This window comes from Streptomyces sp. LUP47B (assembly GCF_001746295.1).
In the GTDB taxonomy this organism is placed as follows: domain Bacteria; phylum Actinomycetota; class Actinomycetes; order Streptomycetales; family Streptomycetaceae; genus Streptomyces.
In genome coordinates, this window is record NZ_MJAH01000003.1 from 531324 (window position 1) to 549613 (window position 18290).

An 18290-nucleotide genomic window follows, 5' to 3' on the forward strand; every position below is an offset into this window, starting at 1 on the left:
CGAGGGCGGCGGCGTCGGCACACCACGATCACATAGGACGAACACGAAGAGCGCGCGGTCCCCGCGCTGCAGCCCGCAGCTTCGGCATGCCGCTGCCCGCAAGGATGCGTCCGGACCGGCCCTCACGCCGGCTGCCTCGTCGTACTGCCTGCCGTACCGCGCCTCACCGCGGACGCCGCGGCGGTGACTGCGCGCCATGGGAGGAACTCCTTGCCCGGCACCGCATCACCCTTCACCGACATCGCACGCTCCCGACGCTCCCCCCGGCAGTTCCTGCCCACCGCCCTGTCCCCTTCGGACATCCGCGGCGTACTGGAAGACGCACAGACGGCCCCCTCGAACAGCAACACCCAGCCATGGACGGTTCACGTCGTCTCGGGCGCGGCGCGGGACGCCCTCGCCATGGAGCTGCTCCGGGCCGAGGAGGAGGGACGGACCTCCCCCGATTTCACCGACGGCTATGGCGAGGGCCTCTACCTCGAGCGGTCGCAGGCCCTGGGCGCGAATGTCTACCGGGTCCGGGGCATCGAGCGCCGGGACCGGGACGGCAGGCGGGCGGCGGTACGAGAGAACCTGGCGTTCTACGGCGCTCCCCATGCCGCCTTCCTGTTCATGCCGGCACTCGGCGACGGGGTCCGGACGGCAGGCGACATCGGCATGTACGCGCAGAACTTCCTGCTCTCGCTGGCGGCCCGCGGGCTGGCCGGCATCCCGCAGACCGTACTCGGCGTCTACGCCGACACAGTCCGCGAGTTCCTGGGTGTCCCCGCGGAGCTCAAGCTGCTGTTCGGCATCTCCTTCGGCATGGCCGACCCTGCGGCACCGGTGAACAGGCTCCGCACGGAGCGGGTTCCGCTGCAGCGGAGCGTGGTCCTGCACGACACCCCGGGAGTCCTCGACAGGCAGTAGTTCCTGCCTGGCTTTTGGTACCTCGGAGGACGCCTCCGCGCTCTCGACAAGTTGAGCGGAGGCGTTCTCCGTTTCCGTTTCTCAACCATGGCCGATCGTGCGCGGCCCGAGGGGAAGCGAATACTTGGCTAGCCACACGATTGCTGTTACCTTAGTTATGTGTCCAGCCACCTAAATGGGTGGCGACACGAGAGGAGTCGTCATGAAAGCCATCCTGTTCGACCGTTTCGGAGGCACCGACGTGCTGCACGAGGCGGACATCGAGGTCCCGGAGCCCGGTCCCGGGCAGATCCGCGTCCGCGTCAGGGCGGCCGGGCTGAACGCGCTGGACGGCAAGATCCGCTCCGGGGCAATGGAGGCCGTGTTCCCCACATCGCTCCCCGCCGTCCCCGGTGCCGAGCTCGCCGGCGTGGTGGACGCCCTGGGCGAGGGCGTGCGGGACGTGCAGGTGGGTGATGAGGTGGTGGGCTGGTCGGACACCGGCTCGTACGCCGAGTACGCGCTGGCCACCACCGTGGCCCCCAAGCCCGCCGGCCTGGACTGGCAGCACGCGGTCGCCTTGCCGGTAGCGGGCGAGACGGCCGAGCGGGTCTTGGACCTGCTGGGCGTCACCGCAGGGGAGACCGTACTGATGCACGGCGCGGCCGGAGCGGTCGGCACCCTGGCGGTCCAGCTCGCCACGGCCCGCGGAGCGCGGGTCATCGCCACCGCCGGCCCCGCCAACCAGGACTACCTCACCTCGCTCGGCGCCACCGCGACCCTCTACGGCGAGGGCCTGGTCGAGCGGGTCCGGGCGCTTGCCCCCGACGGCGTGGACGCGGTCTTCGACCTGGCCGGGAAGGGGGCCCTGGAGGACTCCATCACCCTGCGCGGTGGCACCGAGCGCATCGTCACCATCGCCGACTTCCGCGCGCACCAGCTCGGCATCACCTTCTCCAGCGGTGGCCAGGAACGCTCGGCCGCCCGCCTGGCCGAGCTGGCCCAGGACGCCGCGAACGGCAAGCTCGTCACCACCGTCACCGCCTACCCGCTCACCCAGGCCGCCACGGCCCAGCAGGTCAGCGACGCCGGGCACGGCCGGGGCAAGCTCGCCCTCGTCGTCGACTGACCACCCCGCCACCGCACCCACCGCACTCACCACACCCCTCGCCGTCCTGATCACCACCAGGCCGTCACCGCACCGAAGGACCACTCATGTTGAACTCCCTCTGGACACCGACCACCGTCGGCGGCATGTCCCTCCCGCACCGCCTGGTCATGGCCCCCATGACCCGTGACCGCTCCACGCCCGAGGGCGTCCCCACGGAACTGAACGCCGAGTACTACGCCCAGCGGGCCTCGCACGCGCTCCTCATCACCGAAGGGACCCAGCCCTCCGCCGACGGCCAGGGCTACCTCCTGACCCCCGGCATCCACAATGACGAGCAGATCGCCGGATGGCGCAAGGTCACCGACGCGGTGCACGCGGCCGACGGCCGGGTCGTCATCCAGCTGATGCACACCGGACGTATCGCCCACCCCGACAACACCCCCCACGGCCGTCAGCCGGTCGCCCCTTCGGCGATCCGGCCGCAGGGCGTGATGTTCACCGCCTCCGGGCCGCAGGAGATGCCGGCACCCCGTGCACTGTCGACGCAGGAGATCGCGGCGACCGTCGACGACTTCCGCCGCGCCGCAGCGGCCGCCGTCGCGGCGGGCGCCGACGGTGTGGAGATCCACGGCGCCAACGGCTACCTGGTGCACCAGTTCCTGTCCGACAACACCAACCAGCGCACCGATGGCTACGGCGGTTCCATCGACAACCGCATCCGCTTCGCCGTCGAGGTCGCCGCTGCGGTGGCCGACGAGATCGGCGCCGCCCGCACCGGTATCCGTATCTCCCCGGGCAACCCCTACAACGACATCGCCGAGTCCGACACCGCCGCGCTGTACCCGGCGCTCTTGGAGGCCCTGCGCCCCCTCGACCTGGCCTACCTCCACGTGATGCACGCCGGCGACGACGCGCTGCTGGGGACCCTGCGCGCGCTGTGGCCGACCACGCTGATCCTCAACCGGGCCGGCACCGACATGCCGACCCGCGCCAAGGACATCGACCACGGCACGGCCGACCTCGTCTCCGTCGGCGCCCTCGCGCTCGCCAACCCCGACCTGGTCGAGCGGCTCCGTGCCGGCGCGCCGCTGAACACCCCCGACCCGGCGACCTTCTACGGCGGCGGAGCGGCCGGCTACACCGACTACCCCACCCACACCGTCTGAGGAACCGAGCCATGGCCGCCCTCACACCCCGCACCCCCTCCACGGCCGGCGAGGGGCCGATGAGCTACGCGATCTTCCAGCTCGCCCGCGCTCACCGCGCCCGCGCCAGCGCGATGCTCCGCGAGATGGAGCTGCATCCCGGACAGGAACTGCTGCTGATGCAACTCCTCGACCGGGACGGCCAGACCCAGTCCGAGTTGCTCGAAAGCGTCGGCCTGGACCACTCCACCGTCTCCAAGTCCCTGCGCCGCATGCAGGACGCCGGCCTCCTCGTGCGCGAGCCGGCCGCACACGACCGGCGCGTCATGGTGGTCCACCTCACCGACAAGGGCCGTGCCACGCGCCAGCCCCTGGCAGACATGTGGCGGTCCCTGGAGGAGACCTCCGCACGGGACCTCTCGGCGCAGGAGGCAGAGGCCTTCGTCCGTATCGCCTACGTCATAGCCGACGCGATCAACAGCCCTGCTGTTCCCCAGGAAGAGTCCAAGTAACTCCCCTCGGCCTGCACCCCAGTTCTGGCGAAAGTGCGAATCCTTTCCGGCAGGCAGGCGGCACTCGGCCGGGGAAGGGCAACACCCCTCTCACGGGGATGTCGAGCCCCTCCCCGCCGCCCGCCGACCGCACATCGAGGACGCCGCCCGGTTCACCGTCGGCCCCGCAAGCTCCTGCGGACCGGCGGTGACCCGCCCCGCAGATCCATCCCTCACAGGCCCGCCCCTTGAGCAACCCGGGGCGACGATGCCCACGCCTGCGCCACCTTCAATTCCCCACTCCTGACCTGATGGAAAGTGAGACCGCCATGACCACCACCCTCCCCGTACTAGTCGTCGGTGCGACCGGTTCCCTCGGCGGCAAGGTCGTCGACGAACTGCTGGGGCGCGGTAAGAACGTCCGCGCCCTGGTCCGGCCGACCACCGACGCGAGCAGGCTCGAAAAGCGGGGTGTCGAGATCGCCCGCGGCGACATGCTCGACCTCGACTCGCTCGTCGCCGCCATGACCGGAGCCGATGCCGTCATCACCACCGCTGCCGGCTACACCCGCGGCGGCAAGAACGCGCACGACATCGACACGGTCGGCAACGCCAACCTCGCCGAGGCCGCTCACCGCTCCGGCATCCGGCGGTTCGTCCTGACCAGCATCCTCACCAGCGACCGGACGCCGCACGTCCCGCACTTCTGGCACAAGAAGCTCGCCGAGGACAAGCTCGTACAACTCGGCGTCCCCTTCGTCGCACTGCGCCCGGGGGCGTTCCTCGACCAGATCGCGACCATGGCGGGCAACCCGATCGACAAGGGCCGCCTGATCTGGATGGCGAAGGCCACCGTCCCGCTGACCTTCGTCCGCACCTCCGACCTCGCGGCCTACCTGGCGGCCGCCGTCGACGCCGACGCCGCCAACGGCGAGCGCATCGACATCGGCTGGGACCGCCCCGTCAGCATGCGAGAGATGGCCGACCTGATGGGCAAACGGGCCGGACGGAAGATCAAGGTGTGGGCCGTCCCGTCCGTCGTCGTCCGCGCCGCAGGAGCCGTCGTCGGCCGGTTCAACCCGGTGGTCAAGGACATGGCCGCGATGTTCGGCTGGTTCGACACCGGCCGCTACGTCGCCGACACCCGCCGCCAGGAGCAGCTGTTCGGCCCCGTCCCCACGGCCGACGACACCCTCGCCCGGTACACCGACGAGCTGCGCGCTGTCCACCACCCGCAGCCCTGACCGGACCGGGGAACTGCGTCCTCCTCGGTGAACCGCCTGCGTGTTCGAGTGTGGACGTCTGCTGCGGGGTTACATGTGGTTGCGAATGTCCGTTTCGGGTTTCTCGATTCGTCGGCCGACGCAAGGCCTCTCGGGGCGGCGGGTCGGTGGGGGTGGCGGCTGCGGGAGGCCCCCGGCTGTCAGGTTGACCGCATGACTTCGCTCGAGGACTCGGCCCGCATGCTCCACGCCTTGCTGCGGGGCAGCCACCTGTCAGCATTTGAGGAGCTGCCGGCCCTGGTGGCCCACCACGCCGACGAGGCCGGGTTGCGCCGGGTAGGTATCTACGTGGCGGACATCCAGGAACTGGTGCTGCGGGAGGCCACCGGGCGAGGCCTGGACGCCGGAGCGGGCGGCCGGGAGATGCGAATCGACGCCACGCTGGCAGGCCGCGCCTTTCGCGATACGCAGTCGTACTCAACGCCCGTCGACGGCCGACTGCAGCACTGGTTGCCGGTGCTGGACGGCACCGAACGCCTCGGTGTCCTTCGAGTCGAAACCGACGATGAACCCGACGAGCCCACGCGGGCGGCGATGGAGGGCCTGGCTTCGCTCGTGGGCCTGCTGCTGGTCTCCAAGCGTCACCACAGCGACTCCTACGCCCGCCTCACGCGTATCAGTCCGATGACGGTGTCCGCGGAGATGCAGTGGACTCTGATGCCACCCCGGGCGTTCGCGAACAAGCGGGTGACCATCGCCGCGACGATGGAACCGGCCTATGCCACCGCCGGTGACGCCTTCGACTACGCCCTGGGCGGCGACACCGTTCACCTTGCGGTCTTCGACGCCATGGGACACGACACCTCCGCCGGACTGACCGCGAACCTCGCCATGGCCACCTGCCGCAACCAGCGACGCCAGGGCAACAGCATCAACGAAGCCCGGGACGCCATCGAAGCCACACTGATCGAGCAGTTCGCCCAATCCCGCTACGCCACCGCGCTTCTGGCCGACCTCGACCTCAACACCGGTGTCCTGACCTGGATCAACTGCGGCCACCACTCGCCCGTCCTGATCCGCGGCCGACGCTGGACCACCCACCTGACCAGCACCCCCACCCACCCGCTCGGCACCAACCTCGGCCTTCCCGCGATCTTGTGCCGCGAGCACCTGGAGCCCGGCGACCAGCTGCTGCTCTACACCGACGGCATCGTCGAGGCTCGTGACGCGAAAGGGCGTGAGTTCGGGCGTGACCGTTTCGTCGACTTCGTCCTCCGCCACCAGGCCGACGGTCTTCCGGCCCCGGAAACCCTGCGCCGTCTGGTGCGTGCCGTGCTCGAGCATCACGACGGCCACCTCAGTGACGACGCCACCGTCCTGCTGTGCGAGTGGCACGGCGCCTCGGAAACGGCTGCACCCGTCGAGAACCATCGCAAGGGCAACCCGACCTCGCCGATGATCTGAGCGAGGTGTGCGCAACCCGGGCGGCCCCTTGGGTTGCGTCCAAGGAGATGGTGTACGGGTTCGACCTGATCCGGGGGTTTGCTCCGGCATCGGGATGGTGCCCGCATAGATGAACGGCCACCGGCTGATCTTCGAAGTGTCGAAGCCTCGAAGGAGATCAGCACGATGACCGCACCAGACAGTCTGCCCCTGCACGCCCTCGCCGAGGACAACCTTGCCGCGGCGAGTCCCGATCTGCTGCGCGCGATGGTGAAGACGTTCGCCGACGCGCTCATGTCCGCGGAGGCCGATGCCCTCTGCAACGCTGAATACGGGCAGGTCAGCGACGAACGCGTCAACCACTGCAACGGCTATCGCCCGCGAGAGTGGGACACGAGGGCCGGGACCGTCGAACTGGCCATCCCCAAGCTGCGCCAGGGCAGTTACTTCCCGCACTGGCTGCTGGAACGACGCCGCCGGAAGGGTCCCTGGCGCACAGGTACCGCAGTGCCTCGATGTGCGGACGGCAAACTCGACGGCACGCAACAGCCCCGGACGGCTTGGGGGAGGGCCGTCCGGGGCTGTCAGAGGCGGACTGGGGAAGGAGGATCGCCTCTCGGCGATGGATCCGGCCGCTTAAGTGGTCGATGGCGCCACCTCCTCGGTCAGGTGCTGCTCCGGCTCGCGGGCGGGAGGCGGTGCGAACATCAGGCGCAGTCCCAGGACGGCGCAGAGCGGGCCGAGGGCGCACATCGCGGCGGCGCTGACGAAGGCGGCGCCCAGATTGCCCGCGTCATAGCCGAATCCGCCGAAGTACGTGGCGAAGGTCGACGCGAAGCCGAAGAACATTCCCGGGATGAGAGCGAACGGCTTCAGCCGGCCGGTCGCCAGCAGGGTGCCGTTGACGAAGAAGATCACCACACCCAGTGCCAGGGTCTGGGCGAACTCCCCGGTGCCGAACATGGTGCCCGTCTCCCGGTTGAGCAACACGGCCGCCACCGCGAACCCCGCGCCCGTCGTGGTGGCGGTGATCATGGAGATGGCGTTGGCGATGCTCGGACCGCCCTGCAGGAACGTCCCGGCCCAGGTGATGAAGATCGCCCAGGTCGGCATGTGGAGCGGGCTGAGGAGCAGGAGGACCGTGGCGAAGGCGACGATCGAGGCGCTGACCTCGTGTGGCAGTCTGCCCTTCATGACTAGGCCAACCCGCCGGGCTTGGCGAGCAGTTCCCTGATGCCCGTGTCGATGAACTCGGTGTCCTTCGGGCTGCTGCCGCCGCCGGCGAAGTGGCCCCAGATGCCGGGGATCACGCGGAGTTCCGCGCCGGGTATGTGGCTGACGGCCCATGCCTCGTCCTCCGGCGGGAAGTAGAGGTCCTTCTCGGCGGGCATGTCGAGCGTGGTGGCCTTGATGGAGCCGAGCGCCGCCTCGGTGTCCCCACCGAAGCCGGGGGTGAGACCGACGTCGCCGTTCTGCCAGGTCCAGAGCATGGTGAGCAGGTTGTTGGGGTCGCGGCCGTCGAGGAAGAAGCCCTCCCAGAAGCCGATCAGGAAGTCCTCGAGGGAGGTGTAGCCGAGCTTCTCGTACTCCTTCTCCCAGTAGAACGCCTGCGAGAAGCCCCAGCCCGCGTACACGCGGGCGAGCGCCCGCAGTCCGGTGGTCGGCCACTTGTCCGCGTCGTACCAGCCGCCGTTGAAGACCGCGTCGGCGGTCAGCGCGGCCTTGACGCCCTCCAGGAAGACCTTGTTGTGGGCGCTGGTGCGGGGGGAGCCGCAGAAGGGGGCGATCCGCTCGACCATCTCCGGGTGGCTGACGGCCCACTGGAAGGTCTGCCCGGCGCCCATCGACCAGCCGGTCACGAGAGCGATCCTCTCGATGCCGAACTCCTCGGTGACGAGCTTGTACTGGGCCTCGATCTGGTCGTACACCGTGATGTGCGGGAAGCGCGCGCGGTCGTACGGTGGCGGGGTGTTGCTCGGCGAGGTGGACAGGCCGTTGCCGAGCATGTTCGGGACGATGATGAAGTACTCGGCCGGGTCGAGGGCCATGCCGGGGCCGATGAGCCATTCGTTGTCCCAGTGGCGGCCGGAGTACCACGTGGGGTAGACGATCACGTTGGACTTGTCCGCGTTGAGTTCACCGTACGTGGTGTAGGCGAGGTGCGCGCCGCGCAGGGTGGCGCCGTGCTGGGTGGTGAAGTCGCCCAGCTGGAAGGTGAGATGGTCACTGCTCATGGGGCTGCCTTTCGAGACGTTCAGGAAGTGACGGCGCACTGGCCGCGGTCGGCCTTCCGCGGCCCTTCGGCCGTCGGCCGGATGTCGAAGTCGAAGATCGCCGTGGGGAGGTAGAGGGTGCTGCACGCGTTCGGGATGTCCACGACGCCGCTGAGGCGGCCCTCGATCGGGGCGGAGCCGAGCAGCAGGTAGGCCTGTTCGCCGCTGTAGCCGAAGGTCTTCAGGTACTCGACGGCGTTGAGGCAGGCGTTGCGGTACGCCATCGTCGCGTCGAGGTAGTGGTTGGTGTCGGTCTCGTGGTCGACGGATATGCCGACGAACGAGATGAACTCGGTGTACTGCGGGGCGACGTTGCCGGGCATGAAGATCGGGTTGGTCGTTACCCCGTACTTCTCCATGCCGCCCTTGATGAGGTCGACGTGCAGGTCGATGAAGCCGCCCATCTCGATGGCGCCGCAGAAGGTGATCTCGCCGTCGCCCTGGCTGAAGTGCAGGTCGCCGCCGGAGAGCAGGGCGCCGGGGACGAGGACGGGGTAGAAGACCCGGGAACCGCGGGTGAAGTTCTTGATGTCGTGGTTGCCGCCGTTCTCCCGGGCCGGGACCGTGCGGGCGCCTTCCGCGGCGATACGGGAAGCTGTCTCGCCGGCCGCCGTCCCGGCCAACGCGTTGTCGGTGAGCGGAGGGAGCGCGAGGGCCGGCACCCGGTGCGGGTCGGTGTCGATGAGGGCCTGCTCGCGGGCGTTCCAGCGGGCCAGCAGTTCGGCTGAGGGCGCGGTGCCGAAGAGGCCGGGGTGGGTGATCCCGGTGTAGCGGACGCCGGGAATGTGCCGCGAGGTGGCCTGCTGGCCGTGGAAGTCCCAGACGGCCTTGTAGGAGTCGGGGAAGTGGTCGGTGAGGAATCCGCCGCCGTTGTCGCGGGCGAAGACGCCGGTGTAGCCCCAGCCCTGGCCCGAGCCCTCGCCGTCCGCCTGCGGCACCGGGCCCAGGTCGAGGATGTCCACGACGAGCAGGTCACCGGGTTCGGCGCCTTCCACGGCGATGGGGCCGCTGAGCATGTGCGCGTGGGTGAGGTCGACGTCGCGGACGTCGTTGGCGGAGTCGTTGTTCCCGATCTGGTTGTCGGTCCAGTCCCGGCACTCGATACGGAACTCCGAGCCGGGTTTCACGGTGACGGCGGGCGGGATGTCGGGGTGCCAGCGGTTGTGGCCGGGCACTTTCTGGTCACGCATGGACATGGCCTGGTCGACACTGAAGACGACTTCGGGCATGGACTGCCTCCGTAATCCGGTACTTCGCGGTGCGTTGGGATCAGCGCTTGGGGAGCCCGGCCTGCCGGGGATCGGCCGACGGGGTCGGACGGCGGCGGGTCGGGGGTACGTCGGTGACGACCCGCGGCTCATGGGCGCTGGCCTCCTGGGCGTGCAGGGCACGGGCCAGGGGAGCGGAGGCGCGGGCGAGCATCGGGGCGGTGAAGACCCGGCGGGCCGGGCCTGCGCAGGTCGCGCACGGCTCCTCGGCGAGCGCCCGGCCGATCGGCCGGATCACGTCGAAGGGGCCGCAGCCCGCACAGCGGTACTGATACGTGGCCATGGGGATCAACCTCCAAAAGCTTCGAGAAAAAAGTATTTCTATCCGAAGCAATTGGACAAGGGGGTGGCGTGTTGCGCACAGGTAAAAAAGAACTCCCCGCGGGTCAGGGAAGCTGCTGCAGCACGTCCCACCGCAGGCCGTCGGCCGCCGCGAGGAAAACCCGCTGCTCGAGGTGGCGGTCGCGGATCTGGACCGTGCCGCGGGGGCTCTCGTACTCCAGCCCCTCGGCGGTCGCCTGGATGCGCCGCACATCGGTGTCGCCCGCCCGGCGCAGCAGTTCGGTGAGCATGCGCACGCCCTCGTAGCACGACTCGCCCAGGCTGTTGAGTACTGGTGCGCCCGGGCCGAAGCGGCGGAAGTAGGCGGCGGCGAAGTCCAGTCCGGACGCGGTCGGCAGGTCCTCGAAGTAGCCGGCCGAGGTCATCAGGCCCCGGGTGTTCTCCGGGCCGGTGGCCAGCAGGACGTTCTCCTCGATGAGGGAACTGAACCGGATGAGGTCGCGGTCCAGCCCGGCCGCGGTGAAGGCGCGGTTGAACAGGACGGCGTCCTGCCCGATCAGCAGCATCAGCACGGCCTCGCAGCCGCTCGCCGCCACTCGCGCGAGGACGGGCCCGAAGTCCTGGGTGCCCAGCGGCACATACATCTCGTCACGGACCTCGCCACCCAGTTCGCGCAGATAGCGGTGCGCGGCGCGGGCCGACGAGCGGGGCCAGACGTAGTCGTCGCCGACGATCGTCCAGCGGCGGATGTCCAGTTCGCTGGCGAACCACCGCAGCGCGGGCCGCAGTTGGCGGTTCGGGGTCTCACCGGTGAGGAACACACCCGGGGAGCGCTCGCCGCCCTCGTACAGCGCGGTGTAGACGTAGGGCACCCGGCCGTCGATACGCGGGGCGACGACCTCGCGGACGGCGGAGATGTGCCAGCCGGCCACCGCGTCGACGACACCTCCGGAGATCAGTGCGTCGACCTCTGTGGCCACCTGCTCGGGCGGCGCCCCGCCGTCGACGAGCACCAGGCGCACCTCCCTGCCCAGCACGCCCGATGCGGCGTTGACCTCTTCGGCCGCGAGCTGGGCGCAGCACTCGCAGGAGGGGCCGAAGATGCCGGCCGGGCCCTGGAGCGGTATCACCAGGGCGACATCCAGTGCGTCACGGGCCCGGCTCGCCGGGGCGCCGAGCCGGACAGACGCCTTCTCGATCATAGGCGCTCACCCTAGCCATTGCTTGCTACGGGAATATTTCACAGCGATAAGGAAAGGACTGTATCGTGGAATCACTTCACCCGTAGATACGACGACTCTGGCAGGGCGATGACCACGACCACCCCGGCGGCCGTAGCCGATCTCGACCTCGCGCGAGCGCTCACCCTCGTCGAGCGCAGCGTCGTCCTACGGCTCGGTGAGGCGCTGAAGGCCGAGGGCGGCACGCTCGAGGAGTGGCGGGTGCTGTCGTTCCTGGGCGACGGCGAAGGCCGTGCCATGACCGAGATCGCCGAGTTCGCGCTGCTGTCCGCGCCCACCCTGACCAAGGTCGTCGACCGCATGGTCTCCCTGAACCTCGTCCTGCGCCGGGTCGACGACCAGGACCGGCGGCGCGTGCTGGTCTTCGCGTCCGAGCGGGGCAGTGAGGCGCTGACCCGCTGGACGGCGGCGGTCGAACAGGAGCAGGAGGGCATCGTGTCCGCACTCGGTGCGGAGGAGACGGCCCTGCTGCGAGCGCTGCTCCAGCGGGCCTCCCGACGCCTCGGCTGAGCGGTCGGGTGGCGCCGCGTGGTGGGTCGGCCTCGCCGCCGCGAACGCCGCCGACGGACAGGACGTGCTGGAGCCGGTCGTCGCTCTCATCCGCCCCGTGGTGAAGGGCATGAGGGAGCACATCGAGAACGTCTAGCCCACGCCTGGCCCTTACCGGCCGCCTGGAGGACGCCATCTTCGGACACCCGGGACCCGAACTGATTCAAGCCGCCTGGTTCACCAGTCACCCGATCCAGCGGGCAGCGGCCTCATAGGTGGTGTCCGGAGTGCTGTTGAACGCGATGGCCGCATCGGGTGCGTACCGACGAATCAGGTTGATGACCTGCTCGAGGAGTTCGACCTCGTCGTCCGAGTGCCGCAGGCCACCGCCGACGGTGACGCACTCCCACGGGTGGGCCCGCAGTGCGTCCCCGACGACCGCTTCCACGTCGTCACTTCCATCAAGACCGATGAGGCAGGTCTCCACGCCCACGCCGTGTTCGACGAACTTGGTCAGTCCCGCCTCGATCGCCTTGGCTGCCGGCTCCGGATCCCACGGCCCGGGCACCCGATGCGGATCAAGTCCGATGACGAGAACGCGCGGTGAAAGGGTGGTGTCCATGTCTGGACGATACGCGTCGAACGACCCACGAATCAGAAGGTGATGCTGAACTCGGCTCATTCGGGTGTGGTCCTGGACCAGGACGCGCGATTCATCGATGAGCCCTGTGCTCCTGCCCTGTTCATGCGCCATGCTCTGCTCGGCCTGTGGTCGACGGCGTTGCCATCCCGCCGCTGACCCGCGCCACGCGACGCGGACTGTCCTCCCGGTGCTCCGGCGGCTCTGCGGCACGGCTTCGCCCGGTCCACGGGCATCGGTCGATCTCCAAGCGGGTGCGACCCGTCGCGGGCTCCGTCGTCCTCGCGACCGGGAATGATCACCTGAGTTCGAGGAACGCCGGCGTCCGAGCCATGCCCCCGCCGTGATGGCGCAGGCTCTGACCGAGTTGGCCCGGGGCGGCGGTCGCGGTGGAGCGGAGACGGTTGGCGTGATCCGGGCCGAGGTGCTCGCCGGCGCCTGCGGCCACGGGCGGCTTCACCTTGCGCAGCAGCCGGACAGCCCTGCGAACAGGTCTGCTCGTGTCAGCGTCAGGAGTGCCTGTCCGCTTCGCCCGTCGCGTTCTGGACGGTGAGGAGCCGCACCCGCGAACCGTCACCGACGGCGCGCCAGCGGTGGGGGGTTCCTCCCGGGTAGCAGATGCTGTCGCCCGGACCGAGCACGTGGAGACGGGGCCCGTCCGCGGTGTGCAGGTCGATCTCGATCTCACCGGCGACGACGTAGACGAACTCGTCGCCGGGGTGGTCGTAGTAGTCCTCGAACCGCTCCCGGGTCCCGGTGTACTCCACGGGGTGGACGGAGAAGGCAGGAGCGCCGAGCATGCGCGCCGTGCCGCCGGGGTTGTCCACGGGCAGGCCCTCGCCCGAGCGCACCAGGTGGGCCGAGCCGGCCGAGGCGCCGGGTTGCGGCACCACCGCCGCGGCCATGAGTGCCTGCTGTGTGGTGCCGAGGGCGCGGGCGATGCGGTGTAGGGACGGCATGCTCGGCCTGGTCAGTCCCCGCTCCAGTTGGCTGAGGAACGGGTGGGAGAGCGCGGCGCGCTCGGCGAGTTGGACAAGGGTCAGCCCCCGCTCCTTGCGCAACTGGCGGATCGCGCTGCCGAGTTCGGCGCGCAACGGCGCGTCCGCGTCCCCGGCGGCGGGCGATGTGCTGTGGGCGGGTTGGGCCGGCATGGCAGGAATCCTAAAGGGTCGTGGTCGGCGGGCCGTCGGGGCCCCGGCGGCCTGGGGAGAGGTTTTACGCCGGTGAAACACCAGGGCCCTACGCTCAATGTTGATGGCACGAACATTCTAGATGTCGTCAAGTCCAACGCGTCGCACGCGGCGTACGCGCTTTCCCGTCCCGTCCAGCCCCTAGGGAGCTCTCATGGCCGCGGCCACCTCCGACCGTCCCGTCGACTCCCCGCCGGACTCCGGCTTCCTCGACGCCATGGCCGCCCTCGCCGGAGGAGTCTGTGTCGTCACCGCCCTGACAGCCGACGGGCGCCCGGTCGGCTTCACCAGCACCGCCGTGATGAGCGTCAGCCGCGAACCGCAGCTGGTGGCCATCGGAGTGGGCCGCCGCGGCCGCACGCTGACCTCACTGCTCGACGGCCGCAGGTTCGCGCTGAACATCCTGCACGCCGGCGGCGAGCACGTCTCCCGGCGCTTCGCCGACCGCTCCGCGGACCGGTTCGCGGAGCTGGAGTGGTCGGCCGAGGAGCGGGGCGGACTACCCCTGCTGCTCGCGCACAGTTCGTACGCGGTCCTCTGCCGCGTCGTACGCGACCTCCCGGCCGGGGATCACCAGCTGATCGTCGCGGCCGTCGAGCACGTCGTGCCCGGCACCGGCGGACCGACGGCACTCGTGCACCACGACCGCCGCTATCACGCACTCGGTGCGGCATGAGCGGGTCCGACTGGTTCCAAGTCGCCGAGACCGGCCCGGCCGCGTTCGTGATCGCCGAGCCCGGCCACGTCAACAGCTACCTCGTGGTCGGCGATGAGCTGGCCCTGCTCTACGACACCGGCATGGGGGTCGGCGACATCGGCGAGCAGGTACGACGGCTGACCCGGCTGCCGCTGCTCGTCGTCAACTCCCACCACCACTTCGACCACCGCGGCGGCAACGCCTCCGTGGCCGGATACGCCGAGGACATCGCCGTACACGCCACCGGCGCCGCACTGCACAGCGATCCGGCTCCACGCGAGTGGCTGGAGGCGTACGCGCACATCGCGCACGGCCTGCGGAAGCGGTACGAGGAGTTCCGTGTCCTGGACGTCGGCGGGTTCTTCCTCACCGACTCCCGCGTCGAGGTGCGGCCGGTGCCCGAACTGGCCGACTGGCGGATCGAGGCCGTACGTCCGACCCGGCTGCTGCGCGAAGGAGACGTCCTCGACCTGGGCGGTCGTCGCCTCGAGGTGCTCCACACCCCTGGGCACTCCCCGGACGGCGTCTGCCTGTGGGAGCCGGAGACCGGGCTGCTGCTGGCCGGGGACACGCTGATCAGCGGTACCTTCTTCGCCCATGTGCCGGGCGCCGACGTGACCGCCTTCGCCGACTCGACGCGCCGCCTGGCCGAGCTGCCCGTCGCCACCGCGCTGCTCGGCCACAACCTGCGGCACCGGGAGTCGGCGGACTTCGTGGGCCGGGTCGCCGATGCGTTCGCGGCCGTACGGGACGGACGCACCCGCCCGTACGCCTCCACCGACATGTTCGGCGTCCCGGTACGCCGTCATGACTTCGACGGTTTCGCGGTGCTCACCGCGCCGCACGGAACGGAGCACTGAACATGTCACCGCTGCTGCTGCGCGGCGCCCGCCTGCCCGATGAGGGTGTCCGCGACGTCCTGGTCAGTACGGACAGCGGCCTTGTCGCACGGGTCGCCCCGCCCGGTCTGCTTCCTTCCGGCCCCGACGAACTCGACCTGACCGGATACCTGCTCCTGCCCGCCCCGGCGGAACCGCACGCCCACCTGGACAAGGCCTTGACCTGGGACCTGGCGGGCGCACTGCCCGGGGACCTGCTCTCGGCCGTCACCGCCTGGCGTGCGTACGCCGCGCGGGTCACCGAGGAGGACGTGTTCCAGCGCGCCAGGCGGGCGGTCGACGAGCTGTCTGCGAACGGCGTGACGGCGGTCAGGACCCACGTGGATCTCCTGAGGGACGACGGCGGCTACGGCGGTGATCCACTGCGCGGTCTGCGCGCCCTGCTCCGCCTGCGCAGACAGCTCCGCGGGCGGGTACGGCTCCAGATCGCCGTCCTGCACGTCGACGCCCCCGACGAGCTGCTGCACGAGGCGCTCGACCTCGGCGCGGACCTGCTGGGCGACTGCCCCCACCTGTCCGCCGATCCGGCCGCGTCCGTGGAGCGCACTCTGCGCATCGCCTCCGAGCACCAGGTCGGGGTCGACCTGCACGCCGACGAGAGCCTCGACCCGGGGGCGGGGGATCTGCGCCTGCTCACCCGTGCGGTGCTGGAGCGCGGCTTCGTTTCCGGCGTCACCGCGAGTCACTGCGTCAGCCTGGGCGTGGTGGAGCCGGCCGAAGTGGCTCGCACGGCCAAGGAAGTCGCGGCTGCGGGCATCGGCGTGGTGACCCTCCCGCTGACGAACCTCTACCTCCAGGGCCGCGACCGACCGTCGTCCACCCCGCGTGGCCTCACCGCCCTACGCGCCCTGCTGGACGCGGGCGTGACGGTCGCGGCCGGCGGCGACAACATCCGGGACCCCTTCAACCCCGTGGGCCGGGCGGATCCGCTCGAGACGGCGTCCCTGCTGGTCACGGCCGGTCATCTCACCCCGGACGAGGCGCTGCGCGCGGTCACCGGGGGAGCTCGGGCGGTCCTCGGGCTGCCCGCGGCAGGACCGTACGAGGGCGCTGTCGCCGATCTGCTGGCCGTGCGCGCGCAGACCGTGTCGGAGGTTCTCGGCGCGTCCTGTCCCGAGCGGCTGGTCTTCGCCGGCGGGCGGCTGGTCAGCCGTACGTCGGTGGTCCGCGAAATCTTCTGAAGATCCTCCGAGTCTGCCGCCCGGCAGCTCTCGGCGAACGGATACGGCCACGACATTGGCCGGAAACAACCAATGTTCATACTATCAACATTCCTGACTGTGGCACTGAAGGGAGCTGACGTGCCGACCACCGCCGAAGCGACACTCGAAGCGACGCTGCGCTTCGAGGGCGTCGACAAGCACTTCGACAACGGGACCACCGCCCTCACCGGAGTCGAACTCTCCATCGCCCCGGGCGAGTTCGTCGCCGTCGTCGGACCCTCGGGCTGCGGCAAGTCCACCCTGCTCCGCCTCGCCTCAGGCCTGGACACCGCGACCGGCGGTACCGTCCACGCCCCCACCGACGCGGTCGGCTACGTCTTCCAGGACCCGACCCTGCTGCCCTGGCGCACCGTCCTCGCCAACGTCGAACTCCCCGCCGAACTCACCGGAACCCCGAAGGCCGAACGGCGGGATCGGGCGCTGGACGCCCTGCGCCTGGTGGGTCTGGAGGGCTTCGAGAAGCAGTTGCCGGGGCAACTGTCCGGCGGCATGCGGATGCGCGTGTCCCTGGCCCGCGCTCTCATGACCCGTCCGTCGCTGTTCCTGTTCGACGAACCGTTCGGCGCCCTCGACGAGATGACGCGTCTGCGCATGCAGGAGGAACTCCAACGCATCTACGCGGAGACCGGCTTTTCCGCTCTATTCATCACCCACTCGGTGACCGAGGCCGTCTTCCTGGCCGGCCGGGTCGTCGTGATGTCGGCCCGCCCCGGCCGGATCACCGCCTCCTTCGAGGTGCCCTTCGCCCATCCCCGTCCGGCCGAGCTGCGCTACGACCCCGATTTCGGCCGTATCGCCGGCGAGGTCTCGGCGGCGCTTCGAGGAGGCTTCCAGTGAGCGCCCACGTCACCGTCCCCGCTCAGTCCGAGGACGTCCGGCCGGCAACGGACTCCACGCAGGCCACGCCCCCGGCCCCCGTACGCCGACGCCGGGCCCGGACCGTCGCGGTGCTCACGCCGCTCGGGTCGCTCGGCGCGGCCGTCGGTATCTGGTACGCCGTCAGCTACCTGCTGCTCAGCCCCGCCAGGCGCTTCCTCGTCCCGCCCCCGCAGCAGGTCCTCACCGTGTCGTTCCTCGACTGGACCCATCTGCAGCCGATGCTCCAGGCACTGTGGCTCACCGCCCAGGTGGCGCTCGTCGGCCTGCTCATCGCGTCCGCGCTGGGTGTGACGATGGCGGTGCTGATGAGCAGGGCCCGCTGGCTGGAACGTTCCCTGTACCCGTACGCGGTGATCCTGCAGACCGTGCCGATCCTCGCGATCGTGCCGCTGATCGGCCTCTGGTTCGGGTTCGGTTTCACCAGCCGGGTGGTCGTCTGCGTCCTGATCGCCCTCTTCCCGATGATCGCCAACACACTGTTCGGCATCCAGTCGGTGGACCGTACCCACCACGACCTGTTCACCCTCCAGCGGGCGAGCCGCTGGGCCCGGCTGCGCAAGCTCGAACTGCCTGCCGCCCTGCCCTCGGTCTTCACCGGGCTGCGCACCTCCTCCGGCCTGTCCGTGATCGGCGCGATCGTCGGCGACATGTTCTTCAAGCAGGGCGAGCCCGGCATCGGCACCCTGCTCGACGTCTACCGCTCCCGGCTGCAGTCCGAGGATCTGTTCGCCGCGATCATCCTCGCGTCGTTCTTCGGAGTCGCGGTCTTCGCCGTCTTCACCCTCGTCGCGCGGCTCGCCGTCGGCTCCTGGCACGCCTCGGCCGACCGGCCGTAACCCGGCGCCTTCCCGCCTTCCCTTCACCCCCGGCCTTCCCTTCACCTTCCCTCTGGTCCCTCAGGGAGTCAG

20 protein-coding genes and 1 pseudogene are annotated in these 18290 nt (G+C 70.1%); 13 read left to right on the forward strand and 8 right to left on the reverse strand.

From position 1 onward, the window contains the following. The first annotated feature begins 210 nt into the window (after window positions 1-210). From BFN33_RS12905 to BFN33_RS49700, 7 genes and pseudogenes are all read left to right on the forward strand, one after another. On the forward strand, window positions 211-909 hold the full coding sequence (locus BFN33_RS12905) for a nitroreductase (protein ID WP_069760089.1): 699 nt from the start codon (window positions 211-213) through the stop codon (window positions 907-909). Window positions 910-1111: 202 nt separating this feature from the next. After that, complete coding sequence (locus tag BFN33_RS12910) at window positions 1112-2017, forward strand: NADP-dependent oxidoreductase (protein ID WP_069760090.1); 906 nt, start codon at window positions 1112-1114, stop codon at window positions 2015-2017. 86 nt (window positions 2018-2103) lie between these two features. Next, the gene (locus BFN33_RS12915; protein ID WP_069760091.1) at window positions 2104-3165 is read left to right on the forward strand and encodes an alkene reductase; all 1062 of its coding nucleotides are present in this window, start codon (window positions 2104-2106) and stop codon (window positions 3163-3165) included. 11 nt (window positions 3166-3176) lie between these two features. Continuing rightward, window positions 3177-3656: a MarR family winged helix-turn-helix transcriptional regulator gene (locus BFN33_RS12920; protein ID WP_069760092.1), complete on the forward strand. Its 480-nt coding sequence runs from the start codon at window positions 3177-3179 to the stop codon at window positions 3654-3656. A gap of 308 nt (window positions 3657-3964) precedes the next feature. Further along, on the forward strand, window positions 3965-4879 hold the full coding sequence (locus BFN33_RS12925; protein ID WP_069760093.1) for an SDR family oxidoreductase: 915 nt from the start codon (window positions 3965-3967) through the stop codon (window positions 4877-4879). A gap of 192 nt (window positions 4880-5071) precedes the next feature. Further along, window positions 5072-6322 (forward strand): PP2C family protein-serine/threonine phosphatase, encoded by a 1251-nt coding sequence (locus BFN33_RS12930; RefSeq protein WP_069760094.1) that lies wholly within the window; start codon window positions 5072-5074, stop codon window positions 6320-6322. 165 nt (window positions 6323-6487) lie between these two features. Then, window positions 6488-6781, forward strand: a pseudogene (locus tag BFN33_RS49700) (transposase); the annotation flags it as partial. A 156-nt stretch (window positions 6782-6937) separates the two neighbouring features. Here BFN33_RS49700 and BFN33_RS12935 read toward each other — a convergent pair. The 5 genes from BFN33_RS12935 to BFN33_RS12955 form a co-directional block, all read right to left on the reverse strand. Beyond that, complete coding sequence (locus BFN33_RS12935) at window positions 6938-7495, reverse strand: DUF1097 domain-containing protein (protein ID WP_069760095.1); 558 nt, start codon at window positions 7493-7495, stop codon at window positions 6938-6940. Between the two features lie 2 nt (window positions 7496-7497). Then, complete coding sequence (locus tag BFN33_RS12940; RefSeq protein ID WP_069760096.1) at window positions 7498-8535, reverse strand: alpha/beta fold hydrolase; 1038 nt, start codon at window positions 8533-8535, stop codon at window positions 7498-7500. Window positions 8536-8555: 20 nt separating this feature from the next. Further along, complete coding sequence (gene fmdA / locus BFN33_RS12945; RefSeq protein ID WP_069760097.1) at window positions 8556-9803, reverse strand: formamidase; 1248 nt, start codon at window positions 9801-9803, stop codon at window positions 8556-8558. A 40-nt stretch (window positions 9804-9843) separates the two neighbouring features. Then, window positions 9844-10125, reverse strand: coding sequence for an FmdB family zinc ribbon protein (locus BFN33_RS12950; protein WP_069760098.1), 282 nt, complete (start codon window positions 10123-10125; stop codon window positions 9844-9846). A 103-nt stretch (window positions 10126-10228) separates the two neighbouring features. Beyond that, the gene (locus BFN33_RS12955; RefSeq protein ID WP_057611835.1) at window positions 10229-11326 is read right to left on the reverse strand and encodes a substrate-binding domain-containing protein; all 1098 of its coding nucleotides are present in this window, start codon (window positions 11324-11326) and stop codon (window positions 10229-10231) included. Between the two features lie 108 nt (window positions 11327-11434). On the opposite strand from BFN33_RS12955, the gene BFN33_RS12960 reads away from it, so the two are divergent. Beyond that, window positions 11435-11875 carry a MarR family winged helix-turn-helix transcriptional regulator gene (locus BFN33_RS12960; RefSeq protein ID WP_069760099.1) on the forward strand — a complete coding sequence of 147 codons (441 nt, stop codon included), beginning with the start codon at window positions 11435-11437 and terminating at the stop codon, window positions 11873-11875. Between the two features lie 223 nt (window positions 11876-12098). On the opposite strand, the gene BFN33_RS12965 is transcribed toward BFN33_RS12960, so the two are convergent. The 3 genes from BFN33_RS12965 to BFN33_RS12970 all read right to left on the reverse strand — a co-directional run bounded on the left by BFN33_RS12965 (window position 12099) and on the right by BFN33_RS12970 (window position 13645). Then, on the reverse strand, window positions 12099-12476 hold the full coding sequence (locus BFN33_RS12965) for a hypothetical protein (RefSeq protein WP_069760100.1): 378 nt from the start codon (window positions 12474-12476) through the stop codon (window positions 12099-12101). Between the two features lie 316 nt (window positions 12477-12792). After that, window positions 12793-12942, reverse strand: a complete 150-nt coding sequence (locus BFN33_RS53135) for a hypothetical protein (protein WP_176742372.1) — start codon at window positions 12940-12942, stop codon at window positions 12793-12795. A 61-nt stretch (window positions 12943-13003) separates the two neighbouring features. Further along, the gene (locus tag BFN33_RS12970) at window positions 13004-13645 is read right to left on the reverse strand and encodes a helix-turn-helix domain-containing protein (protein WP_069760101.1); all 642 of its coding nucleotides are present in this window, start codon (window positions 13643-13645) and stop codon (window positions 13004-13006) included. Window positions 13646-13838: 193 nt separating this feature from the next. On the opposite strand from BFN33_RS12970, the gene BFN33_RS12975 reads away from it, so the two are divergent. From BFN33_RS12975 to BFN33_RS12995, 5 genes are all read left to right on the forward strand, one after another. Then, window positions 13839-14360 carry a flavin reductase family protein gene (locus BFN33_RS12975; protein WP_079140793.1) on the forward strand — a complete coding sequence of 174 codons (522 nt, stop codon included), beginning with the start codon at window positions 13839-13841 and terminating at the stop codon, window positions 14358-14360. Further along, window positions 14357-15241, forward strand: a complete 885-nt coding sequence (locus tag BFN33_RS12980; RefSeq protein WP_069760102.1) for an MBL fold metallo-hydrolase — start codon at window positions 14357-14359, stop codon at window positions 15239-15241. The genes BFN33_RS12975 and BFN33_RS12980 overlap by 4 nt, the downstream gene beginning before the upstream one ends. A gap of 2 nt (window positions 15242-15243) precedes the next feature. Continuing rightward, window positions 15244-16461, forward strand: coding sequence for an amidohydrolase family protein (locus BFN33_RS12985; protein ID WP_069760103.1), 1218 nt, complete (start codon window positions 15244-15246; stop codon window positions 16459-16461). 120 nt (window positions 16462-16581) lie between these two features. Further along, a complete protein-coding gene (locus BFN33_RS12990) occupies window positions 16582-17340 on the forward strand; it encodes an ABC transporter ATP-binding protein (RefSeq protein WP_256122738.1) in 759 nt (252 codons plus the stop codon). Then, the gene (locus BFN33_RS12995; protein ID WP_079140794.1) at window positions 17337-18218 is read left to right on the forward strand and encodes an ABC transporter permease; all 882 of its coding nucleotides are present in this window, start codon (window positions 17337-17339) and stop codon (window positions 18216-18218) included. The genes BFN33_RS12990 and BFN33_RS12995 overlap by 4 nt, the downstream gene beginning before the upstream one ends. Window positions 18219-18290: the final 72 nt, after the last annotated feature.

Coding starts and splice junctions, on each gene's coding strand:
- BFN33_RS12920 (WP_069760092.1), top strand. CDS start 3,177: ATGGCCGCCCTCACACCCCGCACCCCCTCCACGGCCGGCGAGGGGCCG.
- BFN33_RS12980 (WP_069760102.1), top strand. CDS start 14,357: ATGAGCGGGTCCGACTGGTTCCAAGTCGCCGAGACCGGCCCGGCCGCG.
- BFN33_RS12940 (WP_069760096.1), bottom strand. CDS start 8,535: ATGAGCAGTGACCATCTCACCTTCCAGCTGGGCGACTTCACCACCCAG.
- BFN33_RS12910 (WP_069760090.1), top strand. CDS start 1,112: ATGAAAGCCATCCTGTTCGACCGTTTCGGAGGCACCGACGTGCTGCAC.
- BFN33_RS12915 (WP_069760091.1), top strand. CDS start 2,104: ATGTTGAACTCCCTCTGGACACCGACCACCGTCGGCGGCATGTCCCTC.
- BFN33_RS12960 (WP_069760099.1), top strand. CDS start 11,435: ATGACCACGACCACCCCGGCGGCCGTAGCCGATCTCGACCTCGCGCGA.
- BFN33_RS12985 (WP_069760103.1), top strand. CDS start 15,244: ATGTCACCGCTGCTGCTGCGCGGCGCCCGCCTGCCCGATGAGGGTGTC.
- fmdA (WP_069760097.1), bottom strand. CDS start 9,803: ATGCCCGAAGTCGTCTTCAGTGTCGACCAGGCCATGTCCATGCGTGAC.
- BFN33_RS12950 (WP_069760098.1), bottom strand. CDS start 10,125: ATGGCCACGTATCAGTACCGCTGTGCGGGCTGCGGCCCCTTCGACGTG.
- BFN33_RS12925 (WP_069760093.1), top strand. CDS start 3,965: ATGACCACCACCCTCCCCGTACTAGTCGTCGGTGCGACCGGTTCCCTC.
- BFN33_RS12975 (WP_079140793.1), top strand. CDS start 13,839: ATGGCCGCGGCCACCTCCGACCGTCCCGTCGACTCCCCGCCGGACTCC.
- BFN33_RS12955 (WP_057611835.1), bottom strand. CDS start 11,326: ATGATCGAGAAGGCGTCTGTCCGGCTCGGCGCCCCGGCGAGCCGGGCC.
- BFN33_RS12930 (WP_069760094.1), top strand. CDS start 5,072: ATGACTTCGCTCGAGGACTCGGCCCGCATGCTCCACGCCTTGCTGCGG.
- BFN33_RS12935 (WP_069760095.1), bottom strand. CDS start 7,495: ATGAAGGGCAGACTGCCACACGAGGTCAGCGCCTCGATCGTCGCCTTC.
- BFN33_RS12970 (WP_069760101.1), bottom strand. CDS start 13,645: ATGCCGGCCCAACCCGCCCACAGCACATCGCCCGCCGCCGGGGACGCG.
- BFN33_RS12965 (WP_069760100.1), bottom strand. CDS start 12,476: ATGGACACCACCCTTTCACCGCGCGTTCTCGTCATCGGACTTGATCCG.